General features: G+C 59.8%; 14 protein-coding genes and 1 tRNA gene. 14 read left to right on the top strand and 1 reads right to left on the bottom strand.

The annotated features are described in order from the left end of the window. Positions 1-63: 63 nt before the first annotated feature. The 6 genes from hfq (at position 64) to ACY8D3_RS15230 (ending at position 6,531) form a co-directional block, all read left to right on the top strand. Positions 64-318, top strand: a complete 255-nt coding sequence (gene hfq / locus ACY8D3_RS15255; RefSeq protein WP_462379642.1) for an RNA chaperone Hfq — start codon at positions 64-66, stop codon at positions 316-318. Positions 319-329: 11 nt separating this feature from the next. After that, on the top strand, positions 330-1,631 hold the full coding sequence (gene hflX / locus ACY8D3_RS15250; RefSeq protein ID WP_462379641.1) for a ribosome rescue GTPase HflX: 1,302 nt from the start codon (positions 330-332) through the stop codon (positions 1,629-1,631). 95 nt (positions 1,632-1,726) lie between these two features. Then, complete coding sequence (gene hflK / locus ACY8D3_RS15245; protein ID WP_462379639.1) at positions 1,727-2,905, top strand: FtsH protease activity modulator HflK; 1,179 nt, start codon at positions 1,727-1,729, stop codon at positions 2,903-2,905. Then, positions 2,905-3,774 carry a protease modulator HflC gene (gene hflC / locus ACY8D3_RS15240; protein WP_462379638.1) on the top strand — a complete coding sequence of 290 codons (870 nt, stop codon included), beginning with the start codon at positions 2,905-2,907 and terminating at the stop codon, positions 3,772-3,774. Before hflK ends, hflC begins: the two co-directional genes overlap by 1 nt. A 225-nt stretch (positions 3,775-3,999) precedes the next feature. Continuing rightward, positions 4,000-5,187 carry an ATP phosphoribosyltransferase regulatory subunit gene (locus tag ACY8D3_RS15235; protein ID WP_462379637.1) on the top strand — a complete coding sequence of 396 codons (1,188 nt, stop codon included), beginning with the start codon at positions 4,000-4,002 and terminating at the stop codon, positions 5,185-5,187. 48 nt (positions 5,188-5,235) lie between these two features. Continuing rightward, the gene (locus ACY8D3_RS15230; protein WP_462379636.1) at positions 5,236-6,531 is read left to right on the top strand and encodes an adenylosuccinate synthase; all 1,296 of its coding nucleotides are present in this window, start codon (positions 5,236-5,238) and stop codon (positions 6,529-6,531) included. A 273-nt stretch (positions 6,532-6,804) separates the two neighbouring features. Here the strand turns inward: ACY8D3_RS15230 and ACY8D3_RS15225 are convergent. After that, a tRNA-Leu gene (locus tag ACY8D3_RS15225) sits at positions 6,805-6,891 on the bottom strand. Positions 6,892-7,098: 207 nt separating this feature from the next. On the opposite strand from ACY8D3_RS15225, the gene rnr reads away from it, so the two are divergent. From rnr to dnaB, 8 genes are all read left to right on the top strand, one after another. Further along, complete coding sequence (gene rnr, locus ACY8D3_RS15220) at positions 7,099-9,711, top strand: ribonuclease R (protein WP_462379635.1); 2,613 nt, start codon at positions 7,099-7,101, stop codon at positions 9,709-9,711. Then, positions 9,708-10,457 carry a 23S rRNA (guanosine(2251)-2'-O)-methyltransferase RlmB gene (rlmB, locus tag ACY8D3_RS15215; protein ID WP_462379634.1) on the top strand — a complete coding sequence of 250 codons (750 nt, stop codon included), beginning with the start codon at positions 9,708-9,710 and terminating at the stop codon, positions 10,455-10,457. The genes rnr and rlmB overlap by 4 nt, the downstream gene beginning before the upstream one ends. A gap of 213 nt (positions 10,458-10,670) precedes the next feature. Then, the gene (locus ACY8D3_RS15210) at positions 10,671-13,199 is read left to right on the top strand and encodes a response regulator (protein WP_462379633.1); all 2,529 of its coding nucleotides are present in this window, start codon (positions 10,671-10,673) and stop codon (positions 13,197-13,199) included. Between the two features lie 245 nt (positions 13,200-13,444). Beyond that, complete coding sequence (gene rpsF / locus ACY8D3_RS15205; RefSeq protein WP_462379632.1) at positions 13,445-13,861, top strand: 30S ribosomal protein S6; 417 nt, start codon at positions 13,445-13,447, stop codon at positions 13,859-13,861. Positions 13,862-13,887: 26 nt separating this feature from the next. Continuing rightward, entirely contained in the window at positions 13,888-14,118 is a 231-nt protein-coding gene (gene rpsR, locus ACY8D3_RS15200) for a 30S ribosomal protein S18 (RefSeq protein ID WP_003095634.1), read from the top strand. A gap of 37 nt (positions 14,119-14,155) precedes the next feature. Further along, entirely contained in the window at positions 14,156-15,043 is an 888-nt protein-coding gene (locus tag ACY8D3_RS15195) for a hypothetical protein (protein WP_462379631.1), read from the top strand. Positions 15,044-15,063: 20 nt separating this feature from the next. Then, positions 15,064-15,510, top strand: coding sequence for a 50S ribosomal protein L9 (rplI, locus tag ACY8D3_RS15190; RefSeq protein WP_462379630.1), 447 nt, complete (start codon positions 15,064-15,066; stop codon positions 15,508-15,510). 152 nt (positions 15,511-15,662) lie between these two features. After that, positions 15,663-17,057: a replicative DNA helicase gene (gene dnaB, locus ACY8D3_RS15185; RefSeq protein ID WP_462379629.1), complete on the top strand. Its 1,395-nt coding sequence runs from the start codon at positions 15,663-15,665 to the stop codon at positions 17,055-17,057. Positions 17,058-17,066 lie beyond the last annotated feature (9 nt).

Below are 17,066 nucleotides of genomic sequence, written 5' to 3'. Positions count from 1 at the left end.
CCTGACAGTGGCGAGTTCGTATACCAGTTTAAAAAATTCAAATCTCGATAAGGAGTGCGTCACATGTCAAAAGGGCATTCGCTACAAGACCCTTACCTGAATACGCTTCGCAAAGAGCGCGTCCCGGTTTCCATTTATCTGGTCAACGGCATCAAGCTGCAGGGCCAGATCGAATCGTTCGACCAGTTCGTTATCCTGCTCAAGAACACCGTCAGCCAGATGGTTTACAAGCATGCCATTTCGACTGTGGTACCAAGCCGTCCGGTCCGGCTGCCCAGTGGCAATGAGCAGGAGCAGTCCGAGCCCGGTAACGCCTGACGGGGCCGGCATTGTTCTTCGAGCGACCCGGCGGGGGTGAACGGGCCATTCTGGTACACCTGGAAGGTCAGGACCCCGACGTGCGGGAAGACCCTCACGAGTTCTCAGAACTGGCCCGATCGGCCGGTGCCGAAACGGTGGCATTCGTCAACGTTCCGCGGCACAGGCCGACTGCCAAGTACCTCGTCGGCACGGGCAAGGTCGAAGAATTGCACGACCTCGTCCATGCCGAAGGGGTCGAGCTCGTTATCTTCAATCACACCCTTTCTCCTAGCCAGGAGCGAAACCTGGAGCGCGCACTTGAGTGCCGTGTTCTGGATCGTACCGGGCTGATTCTCGATATTTTCGCCCAGCGTGCGCGTACCCATGAAGGCAAACTTCAGGTAGAGCTTGCGCAGCTCGAGCACATGAGTACGCGACTGGTTCGTGGCTGGACTCACCTTGAGCGCCAGAAGGGCGGCATCGGCCTGCGCGGGCCGGGCGAAACTCAGCTCGAGACGGACCGTCGTCTGTTGCGTGTTCGCATCCGTCAGATCAAGCAGCGGCTCGAAAAAGTCCGCAGCCAGCGAGACCAGGCGCGGCGTGGCCGTCGCCGCGCCGAGATTCCTTCCGTTTCCCTGGTGGGTTATACCAACGCCGGCAAGTCCACACTGTTCAACGCAATGACGACTTCCGAGGTGTACGCGGCAAACCAGCTGTTTGCCACGCTGGACCCGACGCTCCGCCGAATCGAGTTGCCCGATGTGGGGCCTGTGATTCTGGCGGATACAGTGGGATTCATTCGCCACCTCCCGCACAAGCTCGTTGAATCGTTCAGGGCGACACTCGAGGAATCGGCCAATGCCGACCTCCTGCTGCATGTTATCGATGCGCACGAGCCCGATCGGGACGAGCAAATTGAACAAGTGATGGCGGTGCTAGGGGAGATCGGCGCCAACGAGCTGCCGATCCTCGAGGTGTACAACAAGCTGGACCTTCTCGAGAGCGTTGAACCTCATATTCAGCGAGACGAGCAGGGTATTCCTCGCCGGGTGTGGGTATCGGCACGCGACGGCGTCGGGCTTGAACTCATTCGTGAAGCCATCGCCGAGCTGGTAGGCGAGGACATGTTCACGGGCACGCTGCGGTTGCCGCAGCACTTGGCGCGCCTGCGTTCCCAGCTCTTTGCCACGGGGGCGGTCAAGGAGGAGCGGCATGACGAGCAGGGCGACACTTTGCTTTCAGTTCGTTTGCCACGCGTAGAACTTAACCGATTGGTCAGTCGTGAAGGCCTGGAGCCAGACGTCTTCATACGACAACACACTTTGCAATAATGGCTGGCCGGTGGCCTTTGGCGCCGATCGGGGGATTCTGTAGGATTGGCGGCGCGCCGTGGGCGCGTTTTTGCATATCAGTGATGGAGAGCGCTATGGCTTGGAATGAGCCGGGTGGCAATTCGAATAACCAAGATCCTTGGGGCGGTCGCAAAGGCGGCGGTCGTCAGGGGCCACCAGATCTCGACGAGGCTTTCCGCAAACTGCAGGAAAGCCTGGGCGGGATCTTCGGTGGCAAGAAGCGTGGCTCCAATAGCGGTGGTAGCGGTAGCAAAGGTGGCGGCTTCGGCATGCTGCTCGTGGTTCTGCTGGTCCTTGTCGGTGCTTGGCTTTACAACGCGGTCTATGTGGTCGACCAGCAGGAGCAGGCGGTAATCCTGCGTCTGGGTAAGTACCACGACACCGTTGAGTCTGGCCTTAACATTTATTTCCCACCGTTCGATACCAAGTATCAGGAAAACGTCACACGAGAGCGTGCTTACAGCAAGCAGGGTGCGATGCTGACGCAGGACGAGAACATCGTGGAAGTCCCTCTGACCGTGCAATACCGGATCAGCAATCTGCGTGACTTCGTGATCAATGTCGACCAGCCCGAAACGAGTCTTGAACACGCGACGGACAGCGCATTGCGCCATGTCGTGGGCTCTTCGACGATGGATCAGGTGCTGACCGAAGGTCGTGAAGCCATCGCCGCCCAGGTCCGTGAGCGCCTGCAGCGATTCCTGGATGTCTACAAGGCGGGTATCACCGTGACTCAGGTGAACATCCAGAGCGCTTCGGCACCACGTGAGGTTCAGGAAGCATTCGATGACGTCATCCGGGCGCGTGAGGATGAGCAGCGTGAGCGTAACCAGGCTGAAACCTATGCCAACGGCGTGATCCCAGAGGCCCGCGGCCAGGCGCAGCGCCTGCTCGAGGAGGCAAACGGTTATCGCGAGGAAGTCGTGGCGCGGGCTTCGGGTGAGGCGGATCGTTTCGTCAAGCTGCTGACCGAGTACCAGAAGGCGCCGGAGGTTACGCGTGAGCGTCTCTATCTGGCGACGATGCAGGAAATGATGACCAACACCAGCAAGGTTCTTGTGACGGGTGACAAGGGTCAGAACAACCTGCTCTACCTGCCGCTCGACAAGATGGTCGAGAGTGGGCGGGGTCAAGGCTCGGCTTCGAACAACTCTTCGTCCTCCAACTCTGCCAGCGCCGGTACCGCGGATCTCGGATCCCGCATCGCCCGTGAGCTGGACCAGCGTGACCTGCGTTCTAGGGAGAGTCGCTGATGACCAACAAATCGCTATTCGCCCTCATTGCAGGGGTCGTGCTGGCCATCGTTGTCTGGTCCAGCTTCTATATCGTGTCTGAAACCGAGCGTGCGGTGCTGCTGCAGTTCGGCCGTGTAGTGGAAACGGATGTGCCGCCGGGCCTGCATTTCAAGATTCCTTACGTGAATCGCGTGCGCAAGTTCGACGGTCGTCTGCTGACGCTGGATACCGTAACGCAGCGCTTCCTGACACTTGAGAAGAAAGCGGTCATGGTGGACGCGTATGCCAAGTGGCGAGTCTCGGACGCCAATCGTTTCTATACCGCTACCTCGGGTATGAAGCAGATTGCGGACGAGCGTTTGTCCCGTCGCCTGGAAGCCGGTTTGCGTGACCAGTTTGGTAAGCGCACGCTTCATGAGGTGGTGTCCGGTGAGCGGGATGCGCTCATGGCCGACATGACGGCCGTGCTCGATGGCATGGCGCGTCGAGAGCTCGGTATCGAAGTTCTCGACGTGCGTGTGAAGGCGATCGACCTGCCGCGTGAAGTCAACCGCAGCGTTTATGAGCGTATGAGCTCTGAGCGTGAGCGTGAGGCGCGTGAGCATCGTGCGAAAGGTCGCGAGCTGGCTGAGGGTATTCGCGCCGATGCCGATCGTCAGCGTCGTGTGCTTCTGGCCGACGCTTATCGCGACGCCGAGGAAATCCGAGGCGACGGCGATGCACAAGCAGCATCGATCTATGCCCAGGCCTACAATCAGAATGCAGAGTTCTACGCGTTCTACCGTAGCCTTCAGGCGTACCGCGAAAGCTTTGCGGACAAGCGTGACGTAATGGTGCTCGACCCAAGCAGCGACTTCTTCCGTTACCTGGAGAACTTCCGCCCTTAAGGTTCGAGCTGGGCACCTTCTGGCGGGCATCGTGCCCGCTGGGGTGACCCGGGACTGAAACGTGTTATGATGCGGCAGCCGGGAAAAAAGCCCGGCTTTTTTGCGTCTGCAGGATAGTGAAATGTCCGCGTCAGGCGCTCTCGCATTCTTGGTTCATACATGACGGCCGCCGTGAAGGCGTCCGTTTGCCGGGCGTGGATCGCTCGGTCAGAAGGGGAAGGCTAGATGGCGACGATAGACCGCTGGCTCCTGCCAGATGGCATCGAAGAGGTGCTACCGCCCGAGGCGGCACGAATCGAAGTGGCTCGGCGTGATGTGCTGGATCTCTTTCATCGCTGGGGTTACGCATTCGTCGTAACCCCCCATATCGAGTTTCTCGAATCGCTGCTGACCGGCGCAGGTCAGGACCTTGATCTCCGTACATTCAAGGTGACCGATCCGCAGTCGGGGCGTCAGATGGGCTTTCGCGCAGACATCACACCCCAGGTCACGCGCATCGACGCTCACAGCATGAAGGTCTCCGGGCCGAACCGACTTTGTTACGCGGGTAGTGTGCTGCATGCAACGCCTCGTGCGCTGTCTACGTCCCGTAGTCCCATCCAGCTGGGCGCAGAGCTCTATGGGGACGCCACGCCCGCGGGCGATCTTGAAGTGATCAGCCTGATGCTCGAGACGCTCGAACTGGCCAAGGTTCCTGACGTGCATATGGATCTCGGCCATGTCGGTATCTACCGTGGGCTGGCGAAGGCCGCGAACCTGTCGGGTGCTGCCGAGCAGATCCTGTTCGATGCCCTGCAGCGCAAGGCGATAGACGAGATCCATGCGCTGACCGAGCCGCTTCCCGCCGGGCTGGCGAACATGCTTCGGGCCCTCGCTGACCTATGTGGTAGTCGTGAGGTGCTGGATCTGGCCCAGGCGGCACTGGTTGACGCGCCGGATGATGTCCATGCTGCGCTCGATGAGTTGATCGCCATCGCTGACACCCTCTCTGCGCGTTACCCGGAACTGCCGCTCTATTTCGATCTGGGCGAGCTGCGTGGCTACCACTACCATACCGGCGCAGTCTTCGCGGCCTTCGTCCCTGGCGTAGGTCAGGCGATCGCGCAGGGCGGTCGGTACGATGACATTGGTAGCGATTTCGGGCGCGCGCGTCCCGCTACCGGGTTCTCCACGGATCTCAAGACCCTGGTCACCCTGGGCGACATGCCCAGGGTTGACGTCGTACCTGGCGTTTGGGCGCCGGATAGTCACGATCTATTGTTGTGGAATGCAGTAAGCGCGCTTCGCCGTAGCGGCACCCGCGTCATCCAGGCGATGCCTGGGCAGGACATTGCGGCGGCCCGCACTGCGGGCTGTGACCGCCAGCTGTGCTGGCAGGATGGCGGCTGGAAGGTTCTGCCGCTGACGGTCTAAACAAGTTCGCTGGCGAACGCCGGCTTCGAGTTCGAGGGGACAAGCGTTATGGGTAAGAATGTGGTGGTCCTTGGGACCCAGTGGGGCGACGAAGGCAAGGGCAAGATCGTCGATCTGTTGACCGATCAGGCGGCTGCAGTTGTTCGTTATCAGGGCGGCCACAACGCTGGCCACACCCTGGTGATCAATGGCGAGAAGACTGTCCTCCACCTGATTCCATCCGGCATCCTGCGTGAAAATGTAGAATGCCTCATCGGTAACGGTGTCGTGGTTGCGCCCGATGCGCTGATGCGCGAGATCACCAACCTCGAAAGCAAGGGCGTTCCGGTGCGTGAGCGCCTGCGGATCAGTCCGGCTTGTACATTGATTCTTCCTTACCACGTGGCGCTGGATCAGGCCCGTGAGAAAGCGCGCGGGGATGCAAAGATCGGTACCACCGGGCGTGGTATTGGGCCGGCGTATGAAGACAAAGTGGCCCGTCGCGGCCTGCGTATCGGTGATCTCTTTCATCGCGAGCGCTTTGCCGCGAAGCTCGGAGAGCTGCTCGATTACCACAACTTCGTACTGCAGCATTACTACAAGGAGCCTGCGGTCGACTTCCAGCAGACGCTCGACGAAGCGCTGGGCTATGCCGAAGTGCTCAAGCCGCTGATCACCGACGTTGCTGCGCGACTGCATGAGCTCCGTCGCCAGAATGCGTACATCATGTTCGAGGGCGCGCAGGGCTCGCTGCTCGATATCGACCATGGCACGTATCCGTTCGTGACAAGCTCCAGCACGACCGCGGGCGGCACGGCGACCGGTTCGGGCTTTGGTCCGCTCTATCTGGACTACATCCTCGGTATCACCAAGGCGTACACAACGCGCGTGGGGTCCGGGCCGTTCCCAACCGAGCTGTTCGATGAGACCGGCGCGTACCTGGCGAAGAAAGGCCACGAGTTCGGATCGACCACAGGTCGCGCACGTCGCTGCGGCTGGTTCGACGCGGTCATCATTCGTCGCGCGATCGAAATCAACAGCATTTCCGGGCTGTGCCTGACCAAGCTGGATGTTCTCGATGGTCTCGAAACGATCCGCATCTGCGTCGGCTATAAGGATGCTGACGGCCAGTTGCTCGTTGACGCACCTACCGATGCAGACAGCTACATCGGTCTGCAGCCGGTTTATGAAGATCTGCCGGGTTGGAGTGAGTCGACCGTTGGTGTCAAGAGTCTCGACGAGTTGCCTGCCAACGCACGCGCCTATATCAAGCGTATCGAAGATCTCGTCGGCGCGCCCATCGCGATCATCTCTACTGGGCCGGACCGTAACGAAACTATCGTTCTCCAGCATCCTTACAGCTGATCGAATGGTGGGTAAAGAAGGGGGTCGCTTCGGCGGCCCTTTTTTGCGCGCGCGGTCCACAGCGCTGAGCCGCTCCGATCGAGTTGGCTGTCACGCAGGCGGCGCGATTTCACCGGCGCGCAGGGCCATTTGGAGGCTGCAGCCGTCGGCAGGGGATTAGGATCGCAGTGCGCGTATTCCAGCTCGGGGCACTGGCTCGAATCGGCGCATTGCGCTAGATTTTATTCAGCGCAAACAAAAAACCGAGCCAGAGGCTCGGTTTTTTGTGGAATATGGTGCCCAGGAGAAGACTCGAACTTCCACGGTGTTGCCACCGCTAGGACCTGAACCTAGTGCGTCTACCAATTCCGCCACCTGGGCATTGAAGCGGTGTATGCTGCGTCGCTTCAACTCAACAACGTTTGCTGTCGTTGTGGGGGCGCACTATACGGACCGGGTTTTGGGTTGTAAACCCCTGTTGTGAAAAAATTTTATTGCACAGGCAAGGCTGCCTCGGCGGCCCGTTTCGCGCTTCAATACGCATATACGAATTTCAACATTGAATTATCAAGAAGGTACTTCCACTCAATGGCCGATTGGCAATCCCTCGATCCCGAGGCCGCTCGTGAAGCGGAGAAATACGATAACCCTATCCCCAGCCGCGAGCTGATCCTCAAACATCTGGATGACCGCGGTTCCCCGGCCAACCGTGAGCAGCTGGTGGAGGAATTCGGACTGGCCGGAGAGGAGCAGCTCGAAGCGCTCCGACGCCGTCTGCGCGCAATGGAGCGCGATGGTCAATTGATCTACACCCGTCGCGGCACTTACGCGCCGGTCGATAAGCTCGATCTGATCCTCGGCCGTGTCAGCGGGCACCGTGATGGTTTCGGTTTCCTCATTCCCGATGACAAGAGCGACGATTTGTTCTTGAGCCCGGCGCAAATGCGGCTGGTGTTCGACGGTGATCGCGCGCTGGCTCGCGTCGCAGGGTTTGACCGCCGTGGCCGCCGCGAGGGATCGCTCGTAGAGGTGGTATCGCGCGCGCATGAAACCATCGTCGGCCGTTATTTCGAAGAGAGCGGTGTTGGCTTCGTCACGCCGGATAACCCGAAAATTCAGCAGGAGGTTCTCGTCACTCCAGGCCGTAATGCAGGCGCCAAGCCTGGGCAGTTCGTCGAGATCCGTATCACGCACTGGCCGACCCAGCGCTTCCAGCCTCAGGGCGACGTCATTGAAGTGATCGGCAATTACATGGCGCCGGGCATGGAAATTGATGTGGCGCTTCGCAGCTTCGATATCCCGCACGTTTGGCCTGAGGCGGTCGAGAAGGAAGCCTCCAAGCTCGCACCGGAAGTGAGCGAAAAGGACAAGCAGAAGCGTGTCGACCTTCGCGACTTGCCGTTCGTTACCATTGATGGCGAGGACGCGCGCGACTTCGACGACGCGGTGTATTGCGAAAAGGGCAGTTGGGGTCCGTTCTCCGGCTATCGACTCTTCGTTGCGATCGCTGACGTTTCTCACTACGTGAAAGTAGGCTCAGCACTCGACGAAGAGGCGCGGACCCGCGGCAACTCCGTGTACTTCCCGGAGCGGGTGGTCCCGATGTTGCCCGAAGCGCTGTCGAACGGATTATGTTCGCTCAACCCGCATGTGGACCGTCTGGCAATGGTGTGTGAGGTGAAGCTCTCACGCAGCGGCAAGATGACAGACTACAAATTCTACGAAGCGGTCATTCATTCCCATGCACGGCTGACCTACAACAAGGTTGCGACGATGCTGGAGGATGGCAAGTCCGAAGATGGTCGTCGCCTCAGCCAAGAATATGCAGAGGTATTGCCGCACCTCAAGCGACTTCATTCGTTGTACAAGGTGCTGCTAAAGGCGCGCCACGTTCGGGGCGCGATCGATTTCGAAACCCAGGAGACGCGCATTGTCTTTGGCGAGGATCGGAAGATCGCCGAGATCAAGCCGACCCAGCGCAACGACGCGCACCGGTTAATCGAGGAGTGCATGCTCGCGGCCAACGTCGCAACGGCGGCGTTCATGCAGGATCACGACATTCCCTCGCTCTACCGTGTCCACGATGGCCCGCCGCCTGAGCGTCTGGAAAAGCTGAAAGCGTTCCTGACCGAACTTGGGCTTTCGTTGCACAAGGGCAAGGAAGGACCGACACCGAAGGATTACCAGAAGCTGCTTGAGACCGTTCACGATCGTCCGGATTTCCAACTTATCCAGACGGTGATGCTCCGGTCACTCAGCCAGGCGGTTTATAGCGCCGACAACAACGGGCACTTCGGCCTCAACTACGAGGCGTACACGCACTTCACCTCGCCGATCCGCCGTTATCCAGATCTTTTGGTACACCGCGCGATCCGTAGCGTAATCCGTTCCAAGCGGCAGACATCCCACGTTGAGCGCGTCGGTGCAGCCGTGATGCCCAAGGCTCGCATCTATCCGTACGACGAGCCGGCGCTGGAACAGCTGGGCGAACAGTGCTCGATGACCGAGCGCCGTGCCGACGAAGCCACGCGTGATGTGGTGAACTGGCTCAAGTGCGAATTCATGAGCGACCGCGTAGGCGAAACCTTCGATGGCGTGATCACTGCGGTGACAGGCTTCGGCATCTTCGTAGCGCTGCGGGACATCTACGTCGAAGGCATGGTCCATGTGACGGCGTTGCCAGCGGATTATTACCACTTCGATCAGATCCACCATCGGCTTTCAGGCGAGCGAAGCGGCCGCCATTTCAGGTTGGGTGATAGCGTTTCCGTCAAGGTCATGCGCGTCGATCTGGATGAGCGAAAGATCGACTTCGAGGTGGCTGAAACCGTTTGGGAACCCGCTCCGACCTCGCGCGGGCGCGGCCGAGGCAAGGGGCGTGACGATCGCACATCCGAACGATCGTCCAAAAGCGACGGGGCCAAGCGCTCGGGTGGTCGCGTCAAGAAGCCGGCTGAAAACAGCGTTCCGCCGGAGATGCTCGACGAGGCGGAAAAACTGCTTGGCAATACCGATGTCGGCAAGAGTCGGGCGATGAAAAAGGCGTTGATGGGCGAGGCTCGCACCAGTAAGGGTAAGGCAACCAAGGACGGTAAGCGCGCCGCCAGCACGCCGGCCCAAGGGAAGCGCAAGAGCACCGCGCCAGACAGCGGCAAAGCCGCGGGCAAGTCCGCGCCGCGAAAGCGTAAGGCCAAATCATGAGCCAGTGGGAGCGTATTCACGGCGTACATGCCGTTGAGGCCTTGCTCCGCCATCATCCCAAGCGGGTGAAGCAGCTATGGCTGGCAGAGGGGCGTCAGGATCCGCGGGTTCAGGTTCTGGTGGACCTCGCGCAGGCCGCCCGCGTGGCGGTAACTCAATGCCAGCGGCGCGAACTTGATGAGTGGGTGGAGGGCGTTCATCAGGGCGTCGTCGCGGATGTCAGTCCCAGCCAGGTATGGGGCGAGAACATGCTCGACGAGCTGCTGGAGCGCAGCGAGGGGCCGCCCTTGCTGCTCGTGCTCGACGGCGTGACCGATCCCCACAACCTCGGGGCATGCTTGCGCACGGCCGACGCTGCCGGCGTGCAGGCGGTCATCGTCCCGAAGGATAAGTCAGCTACCCTGAATGCGACGGTTCGAAAGGTCGCCTGCGGTGCCGCGGAGGTCATTCCTCTCGTGGCGGTTACCAACCTGGCGCGCACGCTCGAGAAGCTGCAGCAGCGCGGCCTGTGGGTTGTGGGAACCGCAGGTGAGGCCGAACAGGACCTTTATGCACAGGACCTCAGTGGGCCGATCGTGCTGGTCATGGGTGCGGAGGGCAAGGGGATGCGCCGCCTTACCCGCGAACACTGCGACTTTCTCGTTCGCTTGCCGATGGCAGGAAGTGTCAGCAGCCTAAATGTGTCCGTTGCGACAGGCGTCTGTCTTTTCGAGGCACTGCGGCAGCGCCAAAGCAAAGCTCGCTGACACTTCAAGCGTGCGCATCCGGATCGAGGCCAATACCCTGATCAGGCTGCGCGTATGACTCCTTCGGCGCTACCGTTATTGTGACGGCAGTGTCTCTCTGCGATCTCTTGGGAAACCTATGGGATCGCTCGTAAAGACGCGCTGTCTATGGAACTCGATGTTCACCGCGTGAACGCTCGGAAGGGTCTCGGGCGGGCGGCTTGTGGAGGATTTATGTCGCAACACTGCGGTTTCGAGGCACTGTTCCGTGCTGCGCCAAGTGCTTATGCGTTGCTTAGCCCAGATCTCGTCATCCTTGATGTCAATCGTGCGTACCTCGCTGTAACCGGCATGACGTCCGGTGATCTCATCGGACGTTGCCTTCTTGATGTCTTTCCGCCCAGTCTGGACGCGCAGGGCGAAGAGCAGCGACTTGTAACGGCATTCGAGCGCGTTATTCAGTACAAGCGTCAGGAAAACCTTCCCGTTATCCGCTATCGCATTCCCGACGGTTCGGGGCGCGCGGGTGCGGTTGTAGATCGCTACTGGAGTACCACATTGACGCCCGTGCTGGCAGGGCAGGGCGGGTTGGACGCGATACTGCTCACAACATCCGACATTACCGAGCTGCAGCTTGCCCGACAGGCGGGCGGCAACGATGGCTCCGTGATGCAGCTGGCCGAGGGGATCGTTGCGCGAGGCTTGGCTTTGCAAGCCGAGGGTGAGCAATTGCGGCGCATCTTTGCGCAGGCGCCAGGTTTTATCTGCTTCGTGCGAGGCCCGGAGCATGTATACGAGCTGACCAATGCGGCATATGACAAGCTCGTCGACTATCGTGCCCGGCTGGGTATTCCGCTGGCGCAGGCGCTTCCGGAACTGGTCGATCAGGGCATCGTAGCTCACCTGGACAGGTGCTTTGCCACGGGCGAGCCCTTCATCGTGCGGCAAATGCCGGTGATGATCCAGCGCGGTGATCGACTCGAGCAGATTTTCGCCAACTTCACGTTCCAGCCTGTACTGGGCGAGGATGGCCGGGTGGCCGGTATCTTCACCCAAGGCCAGGACGTCACGCAGCAAAAACGCAGCGAAGAGGAGCTGGCTCGATACCGGCAGCATCTCGAAGAGCTTGTCGCCGAGCGCACGCGCGAGCTGGCGCGAAGCGAGGCGGAGCGACTACAGGTCGAGCAGGCGCTGACCCAGGTGCAGAAGCTGGAAGCGGTCGGCAAGCTGACTGGCGGAGTGGCTCACGACTTCAACAACGTCCTTCAGGTCATTGGCGGCAACCTTCAGTTGCTTAAGATCAGTGGCGATCTCAATTCCTCTTCACGCCAGCGAGTGGAATCGGCACTTGAAGCCGTAGATCGCGGCGCTCGGCTTGCCTCGCAGCTCCTCGCGTTTGCCCGTCAGCAGCCATTGGCGCCGAAGCCAGTGGACGTTGGTGGGATGCTCGATCAAATGAGTAACGCGTTGCTCCGCGCGTTGGGTGAGGCCATCGAGATTGAAATCAAGGTAGATGAGACGCTTTGGCCAACCTTCGTCGACCCAGGCAGTCTGGAAAGCGTTGTGCTCAACCTCGCCATCAATGCGCGGGATTCGATGTCCGGGGTGGGTTCGCTGAAGTTGCACGTGCGCAATGTCGTGCTCGATGCGGAACAATTACTGGGGCACTCAGAGGTCGAGCCGGGCGACTATGTCGAACTGAGCGTGATCGATGAAGGATGTGGAATGTCCGAGGACGTACGCATGAGGGCATTCGAACCGTTCTTCACGACGAAGCGAGACGGCCTTGGCAGTGGACTTGGGCTCAGCATGGTCTACGGTTTCGTTAAGCAGAGCGGTGGGCATATCTTGTTGGACAGCGCACCGGGCGGCGGCACCTCGGTCACGCTCTTCCTTCCGCGCTGTTTGGAGGAGGGAAGTGTTTCTGACGCTGGCCGGTCACAAGAGATCCGTGGCGGAACCGAGCACGTCCTGGTTGTCGAGGACGACAGCGGTGTTCGGGCGACTTCCGTCGCAATGCTTCGTGAGCTGGGTTACCGGGTCACCGAGGCTCGCGACGCGCGTGAAGCGGTGGATCTGCTTAGAGCCGGCGGAACGTTCGACCTGATTTTCAGCGATGTCGTGATGCCGGGGTCGCTCGGGTGCATGGAGGTCGCACGGGAAGCGCGTCGCTTGCTGCCGCATGTCTCTGTGCTGTTCGCTTCAGGCTTTCCTGAAAATGTAATAACCCCAAGCGGTCAGCTCGATCCAGGCGTCGAGCTGCTTGGCAAGCCGTATGGTATCGAGCAGTTGGCCCGCCGGATCCGGCGTCAGCTGGATGAGCGGACGGGGCGAGACGGTGCGGGTGAGGTAACTATCGAGCCGCATCTGGAGGTTGAGAGTCCGGTGCATGAGGAGAGTGTGATGACCGAGCAAGAAGCGGGACTGCGGATCCTGCTGGTCGAGGATGACCCAACGCTACGCATGCTGACCGGTGAAGTGATCGAGGAATTGGGGCATCGTGTGACCGAGTGTGAGTCGGGTGAAGATGCGCTCCAGTGTCTGACGCCGGGCGCGTTCGATGTCTTGTTCACCGATGTTGGGTTGCAAGGGATGTCGGGTATCGAGCTGATCCGCCGTGCCCGCGAGCAGGACGGGGCGTTGAAGGTTGTGATCGCCTCCGGATATCCGGTTAATCCGCGTGAGCACGGGATCGACCACGCGGACGTCATGCTCAAGCCCTATGATGTCCAGGCGGTTCGCAAGCTCCTGGACACGCTCTGATACAGGATGCCGTAGCCTCTGATCTTCACCAGTGGCCCGAAAGCCCGCGGATCGCGGGCTTTCGGGGTTTTCCGAGGATCCGATCGAAGGCTTTCCCGTCGCTTGCTTCCCCCTGGCCCCTTCTCTAGAATGGCGCCCCTTGCCGGTCGGGCAGGCGTATCCGCGCCCTTTGATCGGCATGTCAGTCTATTTTTTCTCCTTGCCTGATCGCATTCGCGGCAGGCTGCAACCCGTAAGGAGCTGCAATGCGTCATTACGAAATCGTATTCCTGGTTCACCCGGACCAGAGCGAGCAGGTGGGCGGCATGGTCGAGCGCTACACCAAGCTCATCGAAGAAGACGGTGGCCAGATCCACCGTATGGAAGATTGGGGCCGCCGTCAGCTGGCTTACGCCATCAACAACGTTCACAAGGCTCACTACGTGATGCTGAACGTCGAGTGCAGCAACAAGGCACTGGCTGAACTGGAAGACAACTTCCGCTATAACGATGCCGTGATCCGTAACCTGATCATTCGTCGCGACGAAGCCGTTACTGGCCAGTCCGAAATGCTGAAGGCCGAAGAAAACCGCAGCGAGCGTCGTGAGCGTCGTGAGCGTCCGGACTCGGACTCTTCCAACGACAGCAACAACGACAGCAGCGACAACAGCGCTGACGAGTAATCCCGGATCATTTGAGGAGCCTATCCATGGCACGTTTCTTCCGTCGTCGTAAGTTCTGCCGTTTCACCGCTGAAGGCGTGAAAGAGATCGATTACAAGGATCTCAACACCCTGAAAGCGTACGTATCTGAAACCGGCAAGATCGTTCCTAGCCGTATCACCGGTACCAAAGCCAAGTATCAGCGTCAGCTGGCCACCGCTATCAAGCGTGCCCGCTACCTGGCCCTGTTGCCCTACACCGACAGCCACGGCCGCTGATTGGTCTGACTGTCGAAAGCAAGGATAGATAAACCGCATGCGCGCCCTAGCTGATTTGATTATGCGCGGCCGTATGCAGGCCACTCTCGTAGTGGTCGGTTCCGCTGCGTTGCCATTGCTGTTCTGGTTGAGTGCCGCTGCCAGCAGTCTCGTGCTGCTGCGTCGTGGGCTCAGCGACGCGTTCGGGATCGTCGTCTGGGCGTTGTTGCCCGCGTTGGCCTGGTGGTACTTCGGTGAGCCGAGGACCCTCATGGTCATGCTGGGTACACTGGCGCTGGCATTCGTGCTGCGCAGTACGGCGTCGTGGGTTCGAACCCTGATGGCCAGTGTGGCTGTCGGTGTCGTGTTCGGGCTGTTGTTGTCGGTAGTGTTCGGCGAGAGCATCCAGGCGCTAGCGTCTGAGTTCGAGAAGTTCCTGCCGCAATTGCTGGGCGACACCTACGAACAGCTTTCGCCTGACGAGCGTACGCGCTTGGCCGGGCTGCTCGCCGCGGTACTGACCGGCCTGATGGCCGCATTGCTTCAGCTGGTAACGATCCTGAGCCTGATGCTCGGTCGCTACTGGCAGGCGTTGTTGTATAACCCGGGTGGGTTTGGGGCGGAGTTTCGAGCGCTTCGACTGCCTGTGCCGCTGACCGTGTTGCTTGTGGTAGGGATGCTTTTAGGCCCAAATCTCGGGCCTCAGATGGCGATGTTGACGCCAATCTGCAGTGTTCCGCTGGCCTTTGCAGGCCTGGCCGTAATACATGGGATGGGGTTCAGCCGATTCTGGTTGGCCGGGTTATACGTGGTGGTCGTGCTGTTCATGCACGTGATCTATCCGTTGCTGGTGGTCCTGGCCATCGTCGACAGTTTGATTGATTTCCGTGGTCGCCGCCGGCGTGATGAGAACGCCAAAGACGATTCCACGGGCGGTGAAGGTTAAAGTTTGAGAGGTAAGACCCAATGGAAGTCATCCTGCTGGAAAAAATCGCCAACCTGGGCAACCTTGGCGACAAAGTAAACGTCAAGGCTGGTTACGGCCGTAACTACCTGCTGCCGAAAGGCAAGGCCACTGCCGCTACCGCCGAGAACGTCGCTGCGTTCGAAGCCCGTCGCGCAGAGCTGGAAAAAGCGGCTGCTGACCGCAAGGCATCTGCCGAAACCCGCGCTGCTCAGCTGTCCGAGTTGGAAGTCACCATCACGGCGACTGCTGGCGACGAAGGCAAGCTGTTCGGCTCTATCGGCACCGCCGATATCGCTGATGCGTTGACCGCTTCGGGCGTCGAAGTCGCCAAGAGCGAAGTTCGTCTGCCTAACGGCACCATTCGCCAGACTGGCGAATACGACGTTGCTGTGCACCTGCACACTGACGTTGAAGCGACCGTCAAGCTGGTCGTGATCGCCGCCTAATCTTTGCAGGCGATCGGTGTGTCTTGCGCTTTGCGCGTGAGGCCACTATGAATCGGGCACGTGCCATTTCGGTGGGCGTGCCCGATTGCTTTTCGGCGTTTTGAAAATGAAACGCGGTCCTGAATTCCTTTTCTCTGGTTGTCTCCTGCGCCATGAATGACATCAGCCTTCCCCAGCAATACGACCTCGAAACCTCTGCGCTGAAGGTCCCGCCGCACTCGATCGAGGCAGAGCAGGCGGTACTGGGCGGTCTGATGCTGGACAACAACGCCTGGGAGCGCGTCTTGGACCAGGTGTCGGATGGCGACTTCTACCGGCATGATCATCGGCTGATCTTCCGCGCCATCTTCCGCTTGGCGGAGCGTAATGCGCCGTTCGATGTCGTGACCCTGTCCGAGCAGCTCGACAAGGAAGGCCAGCTTAGTCAGGTCGGCGGCCTGGCCTATCTGGGGGAATTGGCCAAGAACACCCCGTCGGTTGCCAACATCAAGGCATACGCGCAGATCATTCGAGAGCGCGCGACGCTCCGACAGCTCATCGGTATCAGTAACGAGATTGCCGACTCGGCCTATGCACCGCAGGGGCGTACGGGCGAAGAAATTCTCGACGAAGCCGAGCGCCTTATCTTCCAGATCGCGGAGGCTCGGCCAAAGACCGGCGGCCCGATGGCGATCAATGACATCCTGGTGAAGGCGATCGACCGAATCGACGAGCTCTTCAATGCCGGGGATGCCATTACAGGTCTTTCGACTGGTTTCACCGATCTGGACAACCAGACCAGCGGCTTGCAACCAGCGGACTTGATCATCGTGGCGGGCCGTCCTTCCATGGGTAAGACGACCTTCGCCATGAACCTCGTTGAAAACGCCTTGATGCGCAGCGACAAGTCGGTGCTGGTGTTCTCGCTTGAAATGCCAGCCGAATCAATCGTGATTCGTATGCTCGCGTCCCTGGGGCGAATTGATCAGACGAAGGTTCGTGCCGGCCGGCTCGACGATGATGATTGGCCGCGCCTGACATCGGCAGTCAACCTGCTGAACGACCGTAAATTGTTCATCGACGATACCGCGGGCATTTCGCCGTCGGAAATGCGCGCGCGCACCCGGCGCCTGGCCCGCGAGCATGGCGAAGTGGGTTTGATCATGGTCGACTACCTCCAGCTAATGCAGATTCCGGGTTCGAGTGGTGACAATCGAGTAAACGAGATCTCCGAAATCTCGCGCTCACTAAAGGCGCTTGCGAAGGAATTCAACTGTCCGGTCATCGCCTTGTCGCAGCTGAACCGCTCGCTGGAGCAGCGACCCAACAAGCGCCCCGTAAACTCGGACCTGCGGGAATCAGGTGCGATCGAGCAGGACGCCGACATCATCATGTTCGTTTACCGGGACGAGGTATATCACCCCGAAACCGAATACAAGGGCGTGGCTGAGATTATTATCGGCAAGCAGCGTAACGGCCCGATCGGTACAGTCCGGCTGGCGTTCCTGGGTAAGTACTCGCGATTCGAGAACCTGGCGCCTGGAAGCTACAACTGGGACGACGAGTAACCGAGCTTG

The organism is Pseudomonas sp. Marseille-QA0892, from assembly GCF_054950135.1.
The sequence above is the reverse complement of the archived record's forward strand: the minus strand, read 5'-3'. Positions and strand labels throughout refer to the sequence as shown.

Excerpts from the sequence above, each read along its gene's own strand:
- rplI (WP_462379630.1), top strand. The coding sequence starts at position 15,064 with ATGGAAGTCATCCTGCTGGAAAAAATCGCCAACCTGGGCAACCTTGGC.
- rnr (WP_462379635.1), top strand. The coding sequence starts at position 7,099 with ATGGCCGATTGGCAATCCCTCGATCCCGAGGCCGCTCGTGAAGCGGAG.
- hflK (WP_462379639.1), top strand. The coding sequence starts at position 1,727 with ATGGCTTGGAATGAGCCGGGTGGCAATTCGAATAACCAAGATCCTTGG.
- rpsR (WP_003095634.1), top strand. The coding sequence starts at position 13,888 with ATGGCACGTTTCTTCCGTCGTCGTAAGTTCTGCCGTTTCACCGCTGAA.
- rpsF (WP_462379632.1), top strand. The coding sequence starts at position 13,445 with ATGCGTCATTACGAAATCGTATTCCTGGTTCACCCGGACCAGAGCGAG.
- ACY8D3_RS15235 (WP_462379637.1), top strand. The coding sequence starts at position 4,000 with ATGGCGACGATAGACCGCTGGCTCCTGCCAGATGGCATCGAAGAGGTG.
- ACY8D3_RS15230 (WP_462379636.1), top strand. The coding sequence starts at position 5,236 with ATGGGTAAGAATGTGGTGGTCCTTGGGACCCAGTGGGGCGACGAAGGC.
- hflC (WP_462379638.1), top strand. The coding sequence starts at position 2,905 with ATGACCAACAAATCGCTATTCGCCCTCATTGCAGGGGTCGTGCTGGCC.
- hfq (WP_462379642.1), top strand. The coding sequence starts at position 64 with ATGTCAAAAGGGCATTCGCTACAAGACCCTTACCTGAATACGCTTCGC.
- ACY8D3_RS15210 (WP_462379633.1), top strand. The coding sequence starts at position 10,671 with ATGTCGCAACACTGCGGTTTCGAGGCACTGTTCCGTGCTGCGCCAAGT.
- ACY8D3_RS15195 (WP_462379631.1), top strand. The coding sequence starts at position 14,156 with ATGCGCGCCCTAGCTGATTTGATTATGCGCGGCCGTATGCAGGCCACT.
- dnaB (WP_462379629.1), top strand. The coding sequence starts at position 15,663 with ATGAATGACATCAGCCTTCCCCAGCAATACGACCTCGAAACCTCTGCG.
- rlmB (WP_462379634.1), top strand. The coding sequence starts at position 9,708 with ATGAGCCAGTGGGAGCGTATTCACGGCGTACATGCCGTTGAGGCCTTG.